Source organism: Mycolicibacterium houstonense, from assembly GCF_900078665.2.
GTDB classification, from domain to species: Bacteria; Actinomycetota; Actinomycetes; order Mycobacteriales; family Mycobacteriaceae; genus Mycobacterium; species Mycobacterium houstonense.
This window is the reverse complement of the sequence record NZ_LT546207.1, coordinates 3,370,180-3,390,265: the sequence shown is the minus strand read 5'-3', so window position 1 is coordinate 3,390,265 and position 20,086 is coordinate 3,370,180. Positions and strand designations below refer to the sequence as shown.

Annotated in this window: 4 protein-coding genes and 1 pseudogene; 3 read left to right on the top strand and 2 right to left on the bottom strand. The window is 64.2% G+C overall.

Annotation, left to right across the window (positions count from 1 at the left end):
- The first annotated feature begins 118 nt into the window (after positions 1-118).
- Positions 119-1,459, top strand: a complete 1,341-nt coding sequence (locus BN4332_RS17095; RefSeq protein ID WP_066900148.1) for a WS/DGAT/MGAT family O-acyltransferase — start codon at positions 119-121, stop codon at positions 1,457-1,459.
- Between the two features lie 28 nt (positions 1,460-1,487).
- A complete protein-coding gene (locus BN4332_RS17090; RefSeq protein ID WP_066899929.1) occupies positions 1,488-2,162 on the top strand; it encodes a methyltransferase family protein in 675 nt (224 codons plus the stop codon).
- Between the two features lie 22 nt (positions 2,163-2,184).
- Here the strand turns inward: BN4332_RS17090 and BN4332_RS17085 are convergent, their stop codons facing one another.
- Both BN4332_RS17085 and htpG read right to left on the bottom strand, forming a co-directional pair.
- Complete coding sequence (locus BN4332_RS17085; protein ID WP_338066779.1) at positions 2,185-3,183, bottom strand: hypothetical protein; 999 nt, start codon at positions 3,181-3,183, stop codon at positions 2,185-2,187.
- A 419-nt stretch (positions 3,184-3,602) separates the two neighbouring features.
- Positions 3,603-5,555: a molecular chaperone HtpG gene (htpG, locus tag BN4332_RS17080; RefSeq protein ID WP_066899925.1), complete on the bottom strand. Its 1,953-nt coding sequence runs from the start codon at positions 5,553-5,555 to the stop codon at positions 3,603-3,605.
- Positions 5,556-6,723: 1,168 nt separating this feature from the next.
- On the opposite strand from htpG, the pseudogene BN4332_RS17075 reads away from it, so the two are divergent.
- Positions 6,724-20,034: pseudogene (locus BN4332_RS17075) on the top strand (amino acid adenylation domain-containing protein); the annotation flags it as partial.
- Between the last annotated feature and the right edge of the window lie 52 nt (positions 20,035-20,086).

Here is a 20,086-nt window from a genome sequence, read left to right as displayed (position 1 = left end):
TTTCGTAACGATGCGCTGGCGTGAAAGCGTCAAGCGGCTGATGTGGGGATGGTGATCGCCGATGCGGGCCACGTACACAACCGACGCACGCGAATCCAACGCGGATGCAGTTCCGAAGCTGAGCAACGTTCTCGATGTGCTCGACCAGCGCACGTTCGACCTCGGACTGGCGATCGGCGTCAACAGCCTGCTGCAGAGTGTCTGGGTGTACGACCGCCCGATCGATATCGACGGTCTCCGCCGGTTCCATGAGAATCTCCGGCGGGGGCGGTTGTCCCGCGGCATCGAACGGTCGCCGCTGCCGTTCGGCCGGCACCGCTGGGTGGCAGCGGACACTTCCTCCGACCTCGAGATCGTCGAGACCGCCAGGCCACGTGGAGAATTCGATGACTGGCTGGACGAGCAGATCAATACTCCACTTGACTGCGAGCACGGACCCGGCTGGCATCTCGCAGTGCTCCCGTTCACTGACGGAGGGTCGGGCGTCAGCTTGGTCGTCTCGCATTGCCTCATCGACGGCGTCGGGTTGTGTGAGGCACTGGCTGATGCGGCTCTCGGCCGCGAAGACCCGATCCGCTGGCCTGCTGCGGCATCGCGTGGTCGTTGGAAAGCCCTGTGGGAGGACAGCTGGCAAGCCGTGCGGGACATCCCGGCCGTGTGCCGTGGTGTTGTCGCTGCGAATCGGCTGGCACGCCGTAGCCGCGACAGTGCCGGTGCTGCTGGGCCGCCCCCTTCGTCGACGAACACTGCACCTGTACCTACCGGCGGTTCCGACGAAACGATCGCGGTTCCGATGGCAACGGTCCTGGTCGATGCCGGCGAGTGGGACGCTCGCGCACAGGCACTCGGCGGGACCAGCAACAGCCTTCTCGTGGGGTTGGCGGCGCGGCTTGCCCATCGAGCAAGACGCGTCGGTCCAGACGGTTCGGTGATCGTGATGATGCCGGTCAATCAGCGTGCCGACGGCGATACCCGCGCCAACGCGAGAAGCAGCGTGGCCGTCACGGTCGACCCCGCGCTTGCGACCACGGATCTGCGCGAGGTCCGGGCCGCGGTCAAACAAGCATTGATTCGCCATGGGGAGGTGCCCGACGAGGAACACGTAGTGAATGCCATTATTCCGCTGTTACCCAAGCGGTTCCTCGGGGCCACTTCTCGTGTCGGTTCACCCAACCAGGTCGGTTCGTCCAACCTCGGTGTGGTCAATCCGGCCGCCAGCAGAGTGGACGGCACGGAGTCCGACCACTTCGCGATCAAGGTTCTTCCCCACTTGGGGCTGACCGAGGCGATGCTCAACCGGTTCGGCGGGACGCAGTCGTTCCTGTCCGGACGAGCGAACGGACGAGTCTTCATCTCGGCCCATTCCTATCTGCCCGGTCGAGTCAACACCAATGACCGCTTACGCCAAGATATTTCAAATGCCTTGAACGACTTTTCGCTGACCGGCACCTACCTTTGAGCGCGGTTCACACACGTAGGAGGATCACATGAACACCAATATCCGGGTGGCTGTTCAATCAGTTTTCGGCCTGTTGCTGTTGGGCGCACTGCTCTTCGTTCCGGCGGGGACATTCGACTACTGGCAGGCATGGGTTTTCCTGACCGTGTATTCGGTCATGGCGATTCTGTCCACCGTCTACCTGCTGAGGAGGGACAAGGCGGTCGTGGAGCGGCGCATGCGCGTCGGGCAGAAGTCGGAATCGAGACCGGTGCAGAAGGCCATCATCGGCGTCATCGCGGTAATGTCCATTGCCCTACCGGTGTTCTGCGGTCTCGATCATCGCTTCGGTTGGTCCCCGGTGCCCACCGTCGTATCGTGGATCGGCAACGTGATGTTTGCGATCGGCCTTGTGGTCACGATCTTCACGATCGTCCAGAACAGCTACGCGTCCGCCAACATCACGGTGGAATCGGAGCAGAAGCTGGTCTCCACCGGACTCTACGGGCTTGTCCGGCACCCGATGTACATGGGGGCCCTGCTCATGGTGGCGGGAATGCCGCTGGCGCTTGGGTCCTGGTGGGGGCTGGCTGTTCTCATTCCTGTCCTGATCATCTACACCTTCCGGATCCAAGACGAGGAGAAGCTGCTCCGCCAGCAGCTCGCCGGGTATGGGGAGTACACGCAGAAGGTGCACTACCGGCTGGTGCCGCTCGTCTGGTGACGGACGGGGCTGCTCCGGCCGATCAGAGATAGGTGCCGCTGAGCGAGAACTCTTTCAACGCGGTCGAAAGATCCAGGCGCAATTCATCGTTCGAGTTCACGCGTCCCGGCAGGTATGAAATCAGCGAAATGAAGATCTGTCCGTTCATCGTCCCCGACAGCATGGTCTGCACACCGCCGTACCGGTGCAACGTCGATGTGGCGACACCGAGGTGATGCAGTCTCAATGCGAACGAAGCGGCGTCCGTGCCATCTGCCCGGCCCGCGGCCGGATCCATCTCTCCGACGTTCGATGCGCCGACCAGATTGAACGGGTTGCCCCTGGTCGCGCTCCGGGCGGCTTTGAGAACCCGCTCGGACATGAGGGGCACCAACGCATTCATCACCTGCTGAGGGTCGGGCTCCTCCGAATGCCGAATCAGTTCTCGTTTCACCGCAGCCCGGATCTCGCCCAGGTCTGTGGTGGCGGACGCGGGGTTGACGGTGGCCCGCACGCCGCTGATCGCGTTGGCGCGAGTGTCGTCGCTGGTGCGCTCGTTGACCGGGAGTGTCACCACCACTGAGCCATCCGTCGCAACCCGGCCGGCGTGGTGCGCGAGGCGGGCTGCGAGTCCCACGAGCAGCGTGTTGCGCGTTCCTCCGAGGGCCCGCGCGCGGGCGTCCCACGCATCGGCATCGACGAAGATCGTTGCGGTGGGGAGGAGGTGGGAGCCATCGGTCTCAGGAGGCGGTGCCGGCGATGCGGCGGTGGTTGGTGCGGCAGCAGCGGCGCCGTTGCGACCTTGCCGTCCCATCTGAATCGCGCCGGCGAGGGCACGGCCGATGGCCGGGATGTCTCTGACGGTCTGGCCGGTGTCTTGGCGAATGGCCTGCCACCGTCCGCGTGACGCTGCGGCAGGCCAGCTGATGGGGTCGTCGCGGCCGAGCGCCGCATCCGCCATCGCCTCCCACAGTCCGACACCGTCGGTGAGGCAGTGTGAGATGACCAGGCTCACGCCCGCGCCGCCGTCGGTGAACGGCACGGTGGCGAGATGCCATGCCGGCCCGTGCTCGCAGTTCAGCGGATAGTTGACCTGCTCGCCGAGCCAGTCGTCGAATTCTTCGCGTGGGCGAGGCGAGTCGACGATCTCCAGGTTCGATGTGTGGTCGGGCTTCACCCAACGGCTGCGACCGAACGGCAATGGCGACCGGGCGATGCAGCGAGACAGCCGTCCTCGCTCAAGATGGCCGTGGAACTGCCGCAGACCGTCGATGTCGATCGGGCGGTCGTATGCCCAGACGCACTGCAGCAGGGTATTCGATTGCGTCGCTTGTCCGATGTCGTACATGGTCTGATCGAGCAGGTCGAGTACGTTGCTCATTTTTGTACGGTACGAGCCCGAACGCGGTTTCACTTGGCAATTGCGGGGAAATTCCCCGGAATCGGCTGCAATGACGCCTTTTACACGGTGTTCGCCAAGCGATCGGCCAGAATTCCGGCGAACTTGGCCGGATCGTCGGGCACCCCACCTTCGGCAAGAAGGGCTGTGCCGTAGAGCAATTGGGCGGTCTCGGCGAGACGACGCGAATCGGCCTCTTCGCCGCCTGCCGCGTGTGCCTGCCGCAGGCCGATGACCAGTGGGTGGTTCGGGTTGAGTTCGAGTATCCGTTTCCCGGTAGGGACCACCTGCCCGGAGGCCCGGTACATGCGCGCCAGCGCCGGCGTGATGCCGAACGTCGGGGTGATCAGGCAGGCCGGTGACTCGGTCAGGCGACTGGACAGTCGCACTTCCGAGACCTGTTCGCTCAATGTCTCCTTCAGCCAGGTCATGAGGTCGGAGAACTCCTGCTTCTGGGCCTCCCGTTCGGCCTCGTGCGCGGCCTTGTCTTCGTCGGAATCGAGATCGACCTCGCCTTTGGCGACCGACTGCAGCGGCTTGCCGTCGAACTCCGGCACCGCGCCCACCCAGATTTCGTCGACCGGGTCCGTGAGCAGAAGCACCTCGTACCCCTTGGCCTTGAACGCCTCCAGGTGCGGTGACTTCCTCAGTTGCTCGGCGGATGGCCCGGTGGCGTAGAAGATCTGTTCCTGGCCGTCTTTCATGCGTCCGACGTACTCCGCCAGGGTCGTCGCACCCTCGCCGTCCTCTGCGTCGGTGAACGTGGAGGCGAAGGACGAAACCCGCAGTAGCGTCTCTCGGTTGTCCATGTCGGACATCAGGCCCTCTTTGAGGACGGCGCCGAACTGCGTCCAGAGCGTGCGGTAATCCTCGGGCTTGGTGGACTGCAGTTCCGCGATCGTCGACAGGATCTTCTTCGTCAGACGGCGCCGGATCGCGGTGACCTGCCGATCCTGCTGCAGGATCTCGCGAGAGACATTGAGTGACATACCCTGTGCGTCGACGACACCCTTCACGAAGCGCAGATAGCCGGGCATGAGCTCTTCGCAGTCCCCCATCACGAAGACGCGCTTGATGTAGAGCTGCACGCCGGTCTTGGCGTCCCTGGTGAACATGTCGAAGGGGGCGTGCGACGGGATGAACAGCAAGGCCTGGTATTCGAAGGTGCCCTCACCCCGCATCGAGATGACCGCGAGCGGATCGTCCCAGGCGTGGGCGATGTGCTTGTAGAACTCGTGATACTCCTCTTCGGACACCTCTTCTTTGGGCCTGGCCCACAACGCCTTCATCGAGTTGAGCGTTTGCGTTTCGATCGTGACGGTGTCCGGACCGCCGTCCTCGGAAGCCGGCGTACGGCGCTCGACTTGCATCCGGACCGGCCAGGCGATGAAGTCGGAGTACTTCTTGACCAGCTCTCGGATCTTCCACTCAGCCGTGTAGTCGTGGAGCTGGTCCTCGATATCCTCGGGTTTAAGATAGAGCGTGATCGACGTGCCTTGCGGTGCGTCGTCGACGGATTCGATCGTGTAGGTGCCGTCGCCGCTCGACACCCATCGGGTGGCCCCGCTCTCACCTGCCTTGCGGGTGAGAAGTTCAACCTTGTCGGCCACCATGAAGGTGGAATAGAAGCCGACACCGAACTGCCCGATCAATTCCTCGGAGGCGGCGGCCTTCTTGGCCTCCTGCAGTTGCCGGCGCAGCTCCGCGGTACCGGACTTCGCGAGGGTGCCGATCAGGTCCACCACTTCGTCGCGCGTCATGCCGATGCCGTTGTCGCGCACGGTGAGTGTCCGCGGATCCTGCCCCACTTCGATGTCGATGTGGAGGTCGGAGGTATCGGCGGTCAGGTCCTTGTTCCGCAGTGTTTCGAGGCGGAGCTTGTCCAGGGCGTCCGAGGCATTCGAGATCAGCTCCCGGAGAAACGAGTCCTTGTTCGAGTAGACCGAGTGAACCAGCAGATCCAAGAGTTGGCGAGCCTCCGCCTGAAACTCCAACTGCTCGACGCGTGCAGACATGTGATTCCATCCCCACAGATCAACTTACGTTGGCTACCACCGAGGAGAATACCGACCGGCAGTCGTCACCGATGACGGCCACTGACCGGCCCTGACCGCCGGCCGATCTTGAACGGCCGAACGTGACGCGACCTCCCTGCGGCCCGACATTCGAACGTGATCCGAGATAGCCATAACGCCTTGATCTTGAATGTTTGCCATGTTTGCAGTCGCAAATTCCATTGAAGGCGGTGTCGAAGGTGGATGTCGAGTTCGCCCTGGCTAACTTCCCGTTGCCGGCCGGCCCCGGAAATGCGGTGAGCGGGATATGGTCAAGATCGGAATCAATATTTGCTGTACCTGTTCCGCTCTGGGTGGCGGCCCAGTTCTACTGGGAATGTCGAACGGTGCGGGCACGGGTCGCTTCGCTGGACTGAATTACGTCCCTGTCATGCATCGGCTGGCGAGGTGCGATCGTCGATGAGTCAAGCGGCGAGCGAACCGCGGGGGAGGAGGCGATCATCGGCGACCCCGCAGCACACCGCTAAATATCGCGGTGAACTGCGCAATTATCCGCCCACGATTCCGGTCCGGTTGTCCCGCTCGGCGCGCGAAAGGCCCATCGTCGCCCAGGGTGTCGGTGACCCGCGGGTGCATTGACGATCATGGCTCGGTAGTTGCAGTTTTTGAGGCCGCCGAGCTGTGCGATGTCCGAGGTGGGCGATCTGATGGCGGCCATTTGCCGAAGTCACTTCGATTGCCAAACAATAGCGGGAGTGCCCGAAACGAGGTCGTGGCCGTGGCGTGGCGGGCGAATGTTTATCGGATTCTCGAATCGGACTCCATGGCAACTCGAAGTGGTTATGCTGGCGCTCTGCAACGAGACATTAGATAGCTGGAGTGGGCCAAGGGCATATGACGAGGACGCGAGGCGGAGACAACCGCCGTGCAGCCTGATCGCTGAGCGATTTATCGCTGGTCGACTCGGTGCGAGGGAGGACCAGGTGCGCATCCGGCCGCTGGGCGACGGTGATCGTCACCCTCTTGTCTTGACCATTCGCGGGGCTTCGTCGTGACTGCTGATTTGACTCGGCGGTTGTCGTCGCTGGATTTCCTGGATGAGGACGAGCACGAGGAGCTGTTCGAGTTCGGTCATCGCGCGGTGTTGTCGGGGTCGGTGGTGGGGTCGTCGATTCCGGAGTTGTTCGCCGCCCGGGTGGAGCAAGCGCCGGATGCGGTGGCGGTGTGTTTTGAGGGCGCGTCGTTGTCGTATCGGGAGTTGGATGAGGCGTCGAATCGGTTGGCGCGGTTTCTGGTTGCCGAGGGTGCTGGGCCGGGTGCCTGTGTTGGGTTGTTGATGGGCCGTTCGGCTGATGCGGTGGTGGCGATCCTGGCGGTGCTCAAGTCGGGTGCGGCGTATCTGCCGATTGATCCGGTGGTTCCGGATGCTCGGGTGGAGTTCATGCTCGGTGATGCGGCGCCGGTGGCGGTGATCTCGACGGCGGAGTTGGCTGAGCGGTTGCGCGCGTCCGGTGTTCCGGTGCTCGAGGTTGATGACCCCCGCATAGATGCACAGTCCTCAAGTGCGTTGCCGGGTCCGGCTGCCGATGATGTGGCGCACATTATTTATACGTCGGGGACGACGGGGACGCCGAAAGGTGTTGCGGTTACCCATCAGAACGTGACGCGTTTGTTTGACGGTATGGATGTTGGGTTCGGGTTGGGCCCGGGCCAGGTGTGGGCGGCGTGTTCGTCGTTGGCGTTTGATTATTCGGTGTGGGAGATCTGGGGTGCTTTGCTGCATGGTGCACGCCTGGTGGTCGTGCCCGAGCAGACCACCCGTTCACCGCAGGATCTGCATGCCCTTCTGGTCGATGAACACGTCACCGTCTTGAGTCAGACTCCGTCGGCGGTGGGGGTTTTGGATCCGGACAGGTTGGGTTCGGTGTCGGCGTTGATGGTGGCTGCTGAGGCGTGCCCGCCGGATGTGGTGGATCGGTGGGCGCCGGGTCGGGTGATGATCAATGGTTATGGGCCGACCGAGACCACGGTGTACGCGACGATCAGTAAGCCGATGCAGCCGGGGATGGGTGTGGTGCCGATTGGGGTGCCGGTGCCGGGGGCGGCGTTGTTTGTTCTTGATCGGGCTTTGCGTCCGGTGCCTGCCGGTGTGGTGGGGGAGTTGTATGTGGCCGGTCGCGGTGTCGGGCTCGGGTATGTGCGGCGTGCCGGCTTGAGTGCTTCGCGGTTTGTGGCGTGTCCGTTCGGTGAGCCGGGTGCGCGGATGTATCGGACCGGGGATTTGGTGTCGTGGGGTCCGGATGGGCAGTTGCGGTATGCCGGGCGGTCCGATGATCAGGTCAAGGTCCGCGGTTACCGCATCGAGTTGGGTGAGATCCAAAGCGCGCTAGCCGATCTGGACGGTGTGCAACAGGCCGTGGTGGTCGCCCGCGAGGATCAGCCTGGCGACAAGCGGCTGGTCGGTTATGTCACTGGCACCGCGGACCCGGTGCAAGTACGTGGGGTACTGGCCGAGCGGTTGCCGGCTTATATGGTGCCCGCGGCGGTCGTGGCTCTTGATGCGTTGCCGTTGACGGTCAACGGCAAGCTCGACAAACGTGCCCTGCCGGCACCGGAGTATGTCGACAGTGATCACTATCGGGCGCCGAGCACCGCGACCGAGGAGATCCTGGCCGGCATCTACGCCCAGGTCCTGGGTATGGACCGCGTCGGCGTCGACGACTCCTTCTTCGACCTCGGCGGCGACTCCCTGTCGGCGACACGCCTGGTCAATGCGATCAATACGAGTCTGGACGCCGACCTTCGGGTTCGCTCGGTGTTCGAGGCGCCGACGGTCGCCGGGCTCGCGGCTGCCGTGAACTCCGGTGGCGGTGGGCGTCAGCCGCTGATCGCCCGACAACGGCCGGCGGTTATCCCGTTGTCGTATGCCCAGCAACGGTTGTGGTTCCTGGATCAGTTGGAGGGCCCGTCGCCCATTTACAACATGGCGGTGGCGTTGCGGCTGAGTGGACGCGTGGACATCGGTGCGCTGGGGCAGGCGCTGGCCGATGTGGTGGACCGTCACGAGTCGTTGCGCACGGTGTTTCGCGCGGTTGACGGTGTGCCGGAACAGGTGGTGGTGCCGACCGGGCAAGCTGAAGTCGGATGGCAGGTCGTTGATGCCAGCGGTTGGACGGCAGGTGAGCAGCGCCAGGCTATCGAGCGTGTGGTCGGTTACACGTTTGACCTATCGGCCGAGTGCCCTTTGCGCGCAACGCTGTTCCGCGTAGACGCGGATGAATATGTGCTGGCGGGGGTGGTGCACCATATCGCCGGGGACGGTTCATCGGTCGCGCCGTTGATCGCGGATCTGGGTGTGGCCTACACCAGCCGGTCCGTGGGTCGCGCCCCGGACTGGGCGCCATTGCCGGTCCAGTATGTGGATTACACCCTCTGGCAGCGTGAGTATCTGGGCGATCTGGCCGACCCCGACAGCCGTATTGCCGGGCAAGTGGCCTACTGGCGAGAGGCGTTGGCGAACTTACCTGAACGGCTGAACCTACCCACCGACCGGCCGTATCCGCGAGTGGCCGACTACCAGGGGGCCAGCATCGATGTCGATTGGCCGGCCGACCTACAGCGGAGCGTCAGGCAGCTGGCACGCGACCACGGTGCGACCAGCTTCATGGTGATCCAAGCCGCACTGGCGGTACTGCTGGCCAAGACCAGCGCCACTTCCGATGTGGCGGTGGGTATCGCGACTGCCGGCCGGAGCGATCCGGCGCTGGATGCGTTGGTGGGCTACTTCGTCAACACCCTGGTGCTTCGGGTCGATGTGAGCGGCGACCTCACTGTCGCCGACCTACTGGCGCAGGTTCGCCGGCGCAGCCTGGCCGCGTACGACAACCAGGATGTGCCGTTCGAGGTGCTGGTCGAGCGGCTCAACCCGGCCCGCACCCTGGCCCACCACCCGTTGGTGCAGGTACTGTTGGCGTGGCAGAACTTCGCCGACGCTCCCACCGCCGGGGCCACCTTGGGTGATGTGCGCGTCGCGCCGCTGACGGCGGAAACCCACACCGCACGAATGGATTTGACCTTCTCCCTGTCGGAGCGCTTCGCGGCGGACGGAGAACCCGCAGGAATCGGTGGGACCGTCGAGTTCCGTACCGACGTCTATGATGCCTCCAGCGTCGAGACGCTGATCGACCGATGGCACCGGGTGTTGGTGGCGATGACGTCCGACTCGACCCAACGGTTGTCGTCGGTGGACCTACTCGATGCCTCCGACCATATCTGGCTGGGGCGGTTCGGGAATCGGGCGGTGTTGACCGAACCCGCACATTCGGCGTCGATTCCGGAACTTTTCGCACAACAGGTCGCCAGGTCGCCGGAGACGGTCGCGGTAACCTTCGATGGCCGATCGCTGACCTATCGTGAGCTGGACGAGGCATCGAATCAGTTGGCGCACTTGCTGGTTGACTGCGGCGCGCGTCCCGGTCAGTGCGTTGCGTTGTTGTTCAACCGGTGCACCGAGGCAGTGGTGGCGATTCTGGCGGTGTTGAAGGCCGGGGCCGCCTATCTGCCGATAGAACCGGCGATTCCGGACGCCCGGGTGCAGTTCATGATCTCCGATGCCGCGCCCGTGGCGGCGGTGACCACTGCCGGATTGGCGGAGCGGCTTGACGGGACCGATCTGGTCGTCATCGACGTCGACGACGCGCGGATCGACGGTTGTCCGGCTACCTCTCTGCCGGTGCCGGCGCCCCACGATCTGGCGTACGTGATGTATACCTCGGGCACCACGGGCGTGCCGAAAGGCGTCGCAATCACCCACGGCAACGTCACCCAGCTCATGAGCTCGGTGGACCCGGCCCTGGTCTCGTCACAATCGGTGTGGACGCAATGGCACTCGTTGGTCTTCGATGTTTCGGTATGGGACATGTTCGGTGCGTTGCTGCACGGTGGTCGCCTGGTGGTGGTGCCCGATTCGGTGGCACGTAGCCCGCAGGAACTGAATGACCTGCTGGTCACCGAACGCGTCACCGTGTTGAGCCAGACTCCTTCGGCCGCAGGGATGTTGTCGGAGCAGGGCCTGGAGTCGGCGGCGCTGGTAGTGGCGGGTGAAGCCTGCCCGCCCGAGGTGATGGATCGGTGGGCTCAGGACCGCGTGATGATCAACGCCTACGGTCCGACCGAGACGACGGTGTATGCCACGATCAGCGCGCCGCTGCGGCCGGGTTCGGGCGTGGTGCCGATCGGCGCACCGGTACCGGGGGCGGCGTTGTTCGTGCTGGATCAATGGCTGCGTCCGGTACCTGCCGGAGTGGTGGGCGAGTTGTACGTGGCCGGCCGCGGTGTCGGCGTGGGTTACGTGCACCGGTCGGGACTGAGCGCATCCCGGTTTGTGGCGTGTCCGTTCGGTGGAGCGGGCACACGCATGTATCGCACCGGGGATCTGGTGTCCTGGGGCAGTGACGGGCAGTTGCGGTACCTCGGCCGTGCCGACGAGCAGGTGAAGATCCGCGGATACCGCATCGAACTCGGTGAAGTCCAAACCGCGCTCGCCGATCTCGACGGTGTGCGGCTGGCGGTCGTGATCGCCCGCGAGGACCGTCCGGGCGACAGGCGGCTGGTCGCCTATGTCACCGGCTCCGCCGATCCGGCGGAGCTGCGGGCTCAACTTGCGCAGCGATTGCCCGACTATATGGTGCCGGCGGCGGTCATGGTGTTGGAGGCGCTGCCGCTGACGGTCAACGGCAAGCTCGACCGGCGGGCGCTCCCGGTACCCGAGTACGCCGACGCCGAGTGCTACCGCGCCCCCACCACGCCCATCGAGGAGATCCTGACCGGCATCTACGCCCATGTGCTCGGACTGGAGCGGGTCGGGATCGACGACTCGTTCTTCGACCTCGGTGGGGATTCGTTGTCGGCGATGCGGGTGACCGCAGCCATCCACAAGGCTGTAGGTGTTGCCGTCGCGGTACGCACCCTGTTCGACGCCCCGGCGATAGCCCAGCTGGCTGGGCGTCTCGGCGAGGGCACGGCAGGATTGCCGCCGCTGATTCCGGTTGAACGGCCAGAGGTGGTGCCGCTGTCGTATGCGCAGCAACGGCTCTGGTTCTTGAGCCAGTTCGAGGGCGAGGCAGCGACCTACAACATGCCGACGGCGTTGCGCATCGATGGGAAGCTGAATGTGGAGGCGTTGGGTGCGGCGCTGGCGGACGTGATCGGCCGCCATGAGTCGCTGCGCACGATTTTTGCCGCGTCCGACGGGTTGCCCCAGCAGGTGGTGCTGTCGGCTGGAGCGGCCGATTTCGGGTGGCAGGTGGTTGACGGTAGTGGTTGGTCGGTGGACCAGTTGATGGAGGCCGTCGGGACCGCCGTGTCGCACAACTTCGACCTGGAAACCGAGATACCGGTCCGTGCCTGGCTTTTCCGTCTCGCCGACGACCAGCATGTGTTCGTGGCAGTGGTGCACCACATTGCCGGAGACGGTTCGTCGGTCGGACCGCTGGTGCGTGATCTTGGTATCGCCTACGCGAGCCGGTCGGCGGATCAAGCGCCGGATTGGGAACCGTTGCCGGTTCAGTACGTCGATTACACGCTGTGGCAACGGGGTTACCTCGGTGACCTGGCCGACCCGGACAGCCGCATCTCTGCGCAGGTGGCGTACTGGGAGCGAGCTCTGGCCGGCATGCCGGAACGGCTGGAGTTGCCGACGGATCGGCCGTATCCCGCCGTGGCCGATTACCGCGGTGCCAGCGTGGACGTGCGTTGGTCGGCGCGGTTGCAGCAGCGGGTCGCCCGGGTGGCACGCGAACACAATGCGACCAGTTTCATGGTGATGCAGGCCGGCCTGGCCGTCCTACTGTCGAATTTGAGTGCGAGTTCCGATGTGGCGGTCGGGTTCCCGATCGCCGGACGTAGTGACCCGGCGCTCGACGATCTCGTCGGTTTCTTCGTCAACACGTTGGTGTTGCGGGTCGATCTGACCGGCGATCCGACCGTCGCCGAGTTGTTGGAGCAGGTGCGCCAGCGCAGCCTGGGTGCTTTCGAGCACCAGGATGTGCCGTTCGAGGTATTGGTGGACCGGCTCAACCCGAGCCGTAGCCTCACCCACCACCCCTTGATCCAGGTGATGTTCGCCTGGCAGAACTTCGCCGGGCAGGGTGGCGGTGCTCCCGATGCCGAGGCGACCATGGGCGACCTGCGGGTCACACCGTTGTCGGCTGAGACACACACCGCCCGTATGGATTTGGCGTTCTTCCTGCGGGAAGTCTGGACCGACGCCGGAGAGCCGGACGGAATTCACGGGACGGTCGAGTTCCGTACCGATGTGTTCGATGCGGTCACCATCGAGGCGTTGATCGGGCGCTTGGAACGAGTGCTGGAAGCAATGACGGCCGATCCGGCCGGGTTGCTGTCCTCGATCGGCATTCTCGATGACGCCGAGCGCGCCGAACTGGACGCGATCGGCAATCGCGGCGTCTTGTCTGAGCCGGCGAGTCCGGTGTCGATACCGGTGGTGTTCGCCCAGCAGGTCGCGCGAGACCCGGATGCGGTGGCGCTGCGGTTCGCCGGGCGCTCGACCACGTATCGGGAGTTGGATGAGGCATCGAATCGGTTGGCGCGCTGTCTGATCAGCCGGGGTGCCGGCCCCGGGCAGTGCGTGGCGCTGTTGTTCAACCGCTGCTCCGAAGCGATCGTATCGATCATGGCGGTGCTGAAAACGGGCGCTGCCTACCTGCCGATCGACCCGGTCCACCCTGACTCGCGGATCGCCTTCATGCTCGAAGACGCCGCGCCGGTCGCCGCAGTCACCACAGCCGCGCTGGCAGGTCGGCTGGACGGTCACAAGTTGCCGATCATCGATGTCGATGATTCGTCCGTCACAGATCTCGAATGCGCGGAACTGCCCGGGCCTCGGCCCGATGACATCGCCTACATCATCTATACGTCGGGTACCACCGGCGTCCCGAAAGGTGTTGCCATCGCGCACCACAACGTGATTCAACTGCTGGAATCACTCGACCCGAACCTGACCGAGTCCGGGCGGGCCTGGACCCAGTGGCACTCCTACAGCTTCGACATCTCGGGCTGGGAGATCTTCATGGCTCTCCTTCACGGTGGCAGGCTGGTTGTGGTGCCCGAGTCGGTAGCGCTCTCTCCGACGGATTTTCACGCACTTCTGGTCGACGAGAAAGTCGATGTGCTGGGCCAGACGCCGTCCGCGGTCGGAGGGCTGTCGCCCGACGGTCTGGAATCGATGGCCCTGCTGGTGGGCGGCGAGGCCTGTCCCGCCGAGCTGGTGGAACGCTGGGCCCCGGGCCGGTCGATGATCAACCAGTACGGGCCGACCGAAACCACGATGTGGGTGGCGATCAGTGACCCGTTGAAGGCGCTCGGTGACGGCGGGACGGGCGTTGTCCCGATCGGATACCCGATGCCCGGTACAGCCTTGTTCGTACTGGATCGATGGCTGCGCCCGGTGCCGGTGGGTGTGATCGGTGAGCTGTATGTGGCAGGCCGCGGTGTCGGAGTCGGGTATTGGGGACGGTCGGGTCTGACCGCATCACGGTTCATGGCGTGCCCGTTCGACGGTACGGGAGCCCGGATGTATCGCACCGGCGATCTGGTGCGCTGGGGCGCGGATGGTCAGCTGCTGTATGAGGGACGTGCCGATGAGCAGGTCAAGATCCGCGGGTACCGCATCGAACTCGGCGAGGTCCAGTCGGTACTGGCAGCCCATCCCCGTGTGGCGCAGGCCGTGGTCGTCGCTCGAGCGCCGGTTTCGGCCGAGGGCCGGACCGATGACCACGACGACAAGTTGTTGGGCGGCTATGTCGTTTTCGATCCGGAGCTGATGCTGGTTCGGGAGCCTGAGCGCGAGGAGCAGCTTGTCAAGCAGTGGCAGGGAGTGTGGGGCGGCGTCTATTCGAAGGCGCAGGCCGAGGTCGAACCGGCCGTGCTCGGTGAGGATTTCGGCGGCTGGATCAGCAGTTACACCGGCGAGCCGATACCGCTGGATCAGATGCGGGAATGGCGGTCGGCGACCGTTGATCGCATCATGGCTCTGCGCCCGCAACGGGTTCTCGAGATCGGTGTGGGTTCGGGGTTGCTGCTGTCGCAGATCGCTCCGACATGCCAGGAGTACTGGGGCACCGATTTCTCCACACCGACGGTTCAGAGGTTGCAGACGGCGCTGGGCTCTCAGCCGTGGGGTGATCGGGTTCAGCTCCGGATCCAGCCTGCCGATGCGCCAGATGGGTTGCCGGAGGGATATTTCGATGTCGTGGTGCTCAACTCGGTCATCCAGTATTTCCCCAGCGCGGGTTACTTGCTGGATGTGCTGGCGCTGGCGACGCGCCTGCTGGCGCCGGCCGGAGCGGTGTTCCTCGGTGACGTGCGCAATCTGTCGTTGTTGCGGGCGTTCACCACCGGGATCGTGTGCGCTGCGGGGACCGATGACAGCGCCGCGTCGGTTCGTGAGCGGGTGCGCCGGGAAATGCTTGCCGAGCAAGAACTTCTGCTTGCCCCCGAATTCTTCACGGCGTTGCCGGGGCAACTCGGCGACATCGGCGCCGTTGAGATGCATCTCAAACAGATGCACGCGGTGAACGAACTCAGCAGCTACCGGTACGACGTGGTTCTGCGGAAGGCTCCGGCTCCGGCGCGCTCCGTGGCCCAACTGCCGTCGGAGCCGTGGCAGCGGTTCGGCAGTCTCGCCGGGCTCGAGAAGTCTTTGCGAACCCGGGGGCTGCCCGAGCTACGCGTAACCGGAGTGCCCCACGCCGGAATTCGGCCGGATGCCCTTCTGGCGCAGGCGCTGATCCACGCCCGGGACGGAGTGCCGGTCGGTGAGTTGCGTGGTGACATATCCGTCGCCGATGCGGTGCTGCCGCACGAGTGCTATCAGCTGGGTGAAGAACTTGGATACCTCACGTCGGTGACGTGGTCGCCTACTGCCGGTCTGATGGATATCGTCCTCACTCGCGGCACCGGTGCGCTGGAGGCTCTCTCCGATCTCTATCTGCCGGCCGACACGGGCTGCACCCTGGCCGGGGCCGTCAACGATCCCGCGATCATCGAGCGCGTTGCGGAACTTCGGGCCTATCTGGCCGAGAGGTTGCCCGAGTATATGGTGCCCGCCTCCATCACGGTGTTGGATGCCCTGCCGCTGACGGTCAACGGCAAGCTGGACAAACGGGCACTGCCCGCGCCCGAATTCCACAGTGGCGCGGCCTATCGGGCGCCGCGCAATCACCGCGAACGCGCGCTGGCGGCCCTGTTCAGCGACATCCTCGGCGGAACGCGAGTCGGCATCGATGATTCGTTCTTCGATCTGGGTGGTCACTCACTGTCGGCGACGCGGCTGCTCGCACGAATTCGGAACGAACTGGGCGTCGCTGTCCCGATCCGGGTGTTGTTCGACGTTTCCACGGTGGCCGGGCTGGCGGACTGGATGTGTCTGCATGCCGGCGACCGACCCGGTGCGCCACTGACGGCTCAACCGCGGCCGGAAGTGGTGCCGTTGTCGTATGCCCAGCAGCGGTTGTGGTTCTTGAGCCAGTTCGAGGGTGAGGTCGCGACGTACAACATGCCGACCGCGTTGCGGATCACCGGAGGGTTGAACGTCGGAGCATTGGCCGAGTCATTGGCCGATGTGGTGGGTCGGCACGAATCGTTGCGTACTGTGTTCGTGGCGCACGAAGGGGTGCCGCAACAGGTTGTGGTGCCTGCCGGAGAGGCCGATTTCGGCTGGCAGGTGGTTGACGCCGGAGACTGGTCGGCGGATCGGCTGGAGCAAGCCGTCGGCGAGGCGGTTCGTCATCACTTCGACCTGGAAGTTGAACTACCGCTGAGGGCTTGGCTTTTCCGAGTTTCGGACAGCGAGCACCTTTTGGTGACGGTGGTGCACCATATCGCCGGTGATGGTTCATCGGTTGGTCCACTGGTGGCAGATCTAGCGCTGGCATACACCGCTCGGTGTGCCGGACAGGCGCCGCAGTGGTCCCCGTTGCCGGTGCAATATGTGGATTACACGCTGTGGCAGCGAGCTCATCTGGGTGATCTCGCCGACCCGGATAGTCGTATCTCTGCGCAGGTGGCGTACTGGGAGCGCACCCTGGCGGGGTTGCCGGATCGGTTGGAGTTGCCGACGGACCGCCCGTACCCGGCGGTGGCCGATCACCGCGGTGCCAGCGTGGAGGTGGAGTGGTCGGCGGAGTTGCAGCGGCGGGTGGCCGCGGTGGCGCGGGAGCACGGTGCGACCAGTTTCATGGTGGTGCAGGCTGCGTTGGCGGTGCTGTTGTCGAGTTTGAGTGCCAGTTCTGATGTGGCGGTGGGTTTCCCGATTGCGGGGCGTAACGATCCGGCCCTCGATGATCTGGTCGGGTTCTTCGTGAACACGTTGGTGTTGCGGGTCGACTTGGCTGACGATCCCACCGTGGGCGAGCTGCTGGGGCAGGTGCGTCAGCGTAGCCTGGGGGCGTTTGAGCATCAGGATGTGCCGTTCGAGGTGTTGGTGGACCGGCTCAACCCGACGCGCAGTCGGACGCATAGCCCATTGGTCCAGGTGTTGTTCGCGTGGCAGAACTTCGCCGGCCGTGGCGGTGGCACTCCGGTCACCGGGGCGGGTATGGGTGATGTTGCCGTGACGCCGTTGTCCGCTGAAACCCATGTCGCTCGTATGGATTTGGTGTTCTCCTTGGGGGAGAGGTTCGACGCGGAGGACGCTTGGGCGGGGATTGGTGGTTCGGTGGAGTTCCGTACGGATGTGTTTGATGCCGGCACGATCGAGGTGATGGTTGGGCGGTTGGAGCGGATTTTGGCGGCGATGACGGCTGATCCGGCGCGGCGCTTGTCGTCTATCGATGTGTTGGACTGCGACGAGCGTGTTCGTCTGGATGAGTTGGGTAATCGGGCTGCGTTGACCGCATCGGCGAGGGTGGCGGGTTCGATTCCGGAGGTGTTTGCCGGGCAGGTGGTTCGGGTGCCGGATGCGGTGGCGGTGAGTTTCGACGGCAGGTCCATGTCGTATCGAGAACTCGACGAAGCCTCGAATCGGTTGGCGCACCTGCTTGTTGGTCAGGGTGCTGGTCCGGGTGAGTGTGTGGCGTTGGTGCTGAATCGTTCGGTTGATGCGATTGTGGCGATTTTGGGTGTGTTGAAGTCGGGGGCGGCGTATTTGCCGTTGGATCCGGCGTACCCGGATGCGCGGATCGCTGTGGTGGTCGGTGATGCCCGACCGGTGGCCGCGGTCACCACTAGCGGGTTGGCGGGCCGGTTCGATGGTCTGGGTGTGGCCGTTGTCGACGTCCAGGATCGGCGCATCGAGGCGCAACCCTGTTCCGCGGTGCAGCCGGTGCCGTCCGGGGACGACATTGCTTATCTCATTTATACGTCGGGGACGACGGGGGTGCCGAAGGGGGTGGCGGTCCCGCACAGCAATGTGACGGGGTTGTTGGCGTCGTTGGATGTGGGGTTGCCGACCGCGGGGGTGTGGTCGCAGTGGCACTCGTATGCCTTTGACGTGTCGGTGTGGGAGATCTTCGGTGCGCTGCTGAGCGGTGGCCGGTTGGTGGTGGTGCCTGATGGGTTGGTGGGTTCACCGGATGAGTTGCATGCGTTGCTGGTTGCCGAGGGTGTGACGGTGTTGAATCAGACGCCGTCGGCGGCGGCGGCGTTGTCGTCGCAGGGTTTGGGGTCTGCGGCGTTGGTGGTGGCTGGTGAGGCGTGTCCGGTGGAGTTGGTGGATCGGTGGGCGCCGGGTCGGGTGATGGTCAATGGTTATGGCCCGACGGAGACGTGGTACACGTCGTTTAGTGCCCCGTTGGTGGCAGGGTCGGGTGTTGTCCCGATCGGAAGGCCGATTCCGGGGGCGGCGTTTTTTGTGTTGGATCGGTGGTTGCGTCCGGTGCCGGTTGGTGTGGTGGGTGAGTTGTATGTGGCTGGGTCTGGTTTGGCCGTCGGGTATCTGGGTCGGGGTGGGTTGACGGGGTCTCGGTTTGTGGCGTGTCCGTTTGCTGGGGGGCAGCGGATGTATCGGACTGGGGATTTGGTGCGGTGGGGTGTGGATGGTCAGTTGCAGTATTTGGGTCGGGCTGATGAGCAGGTCAAGATTCGTGGGTATCGGGTTGAGTTGGGTGAGATTCAAACGGTGTTGGCTGGTTTGGCGGGGGTGGATCAGGCGGCGGTGATCGCTCGGGAGGACCGCCCGGGTGACAAGCGCCTGGTCGCGTACGTGACGGGCAAAGCCGAACCAGCGCAGGTGCGTACTCAGCTTGCTGAACGATTACCGGGCTACATGGTGCCGGCAAGCGTGATGGTGCTCGACGTGCTGCCGTTGACGGTCAACGGAAAACTCGACAAACGAGCGCTGCCGGCACCCGACTATGCCGAAGGGCAGCACTATCGCGCCCCCGAAACCCCGACCGAGGACATCTTGGCCGGTATTTATGCTCAGGTTTTGGGGGTGCAGCGGGTCGGAGTGGACGATTCGTTCTTTGATCTGGGTGGGGATTCGTTGTCGGCGATGCGGGTGATTGCCGCGGCTAATGCCCGTCTCGGTGCCGATCTGGCGGTGCGGGTGATGTTCGATGCGCCGACGGTGCGTGGGTTGGCCCGGCAGGTGGGTCGGGCCGACAGTTCGCGGGAAGTGGTTCCGGTCGAGGTGCTCAAGCCTGGTGACGGTGTGCCGTTGTGTTGTGTGCACGATGGTTTCGGGTTGAGTTGGTCGTATCGGGCGTTGGGTCGGTATGTGGATGGGCCGATCGTGGGGATCAATCAGGCTCAGGCCGAGGGCGAGACCGAGGTGCGGTCGATCAACGACATGGCGGTGCGGTATGCCGATCGGTTGCAGGAGTTGTATCCGGTGGGGCCGTATCGCATCTTGGGTTGGTCGTTTGGTGGTGTGGTGGCTCATGCGCTGGCGATTGAGCTTCAGCGGCGTGGGTGTGAAGTGCAGCGGCTGGTGCTGCTCGATGGGTTGTTGAACCCCAACAAATTCTGGAAACGCATCACGCAGGCCATTGCGAAAGATCAGGCCATCGCCGAGGGATGGGTACTGGATTACATCCTGCGCACCAACGACATTGGTGTCCCCTTGCATTGGAGACCCCTGACGTATCCGCGAGTTTCGGAAATGATTCTGAAGAAAGGTTCCAGCCCGCCGTCGCGTCAGTTGGTGGAGTTCATGGCGCGCAGTGTCAGTGCGGGTCAGCTGATGCTTCTCGATCATCGGCCGGGTGTGTTCGACGGTGACGTCGTGATGTTCTCGGCGGCGCGTCCGCGGTGCGCCGATAGCGGTGGGGATGGGATCGGGTCGCGGTTGGCGCGGTTGCGCAACGGCAGGGCCGCCCGGTCGCTGCTGCGCAGTTGGCGTCCCTATGTGTCCGGGGAGATCACCGTGCTTCCGGTGGGCTGCACACACTTCGAGATGTTCACACCCGAATCACTGAGTGGATACGTACAACAGCTCACATCCGTACTGAGTCCTTGATGCGGAGCAGTGTGGCCGCTTCGAGCACCGCGAGCCGATTCTTTGCCCTCCA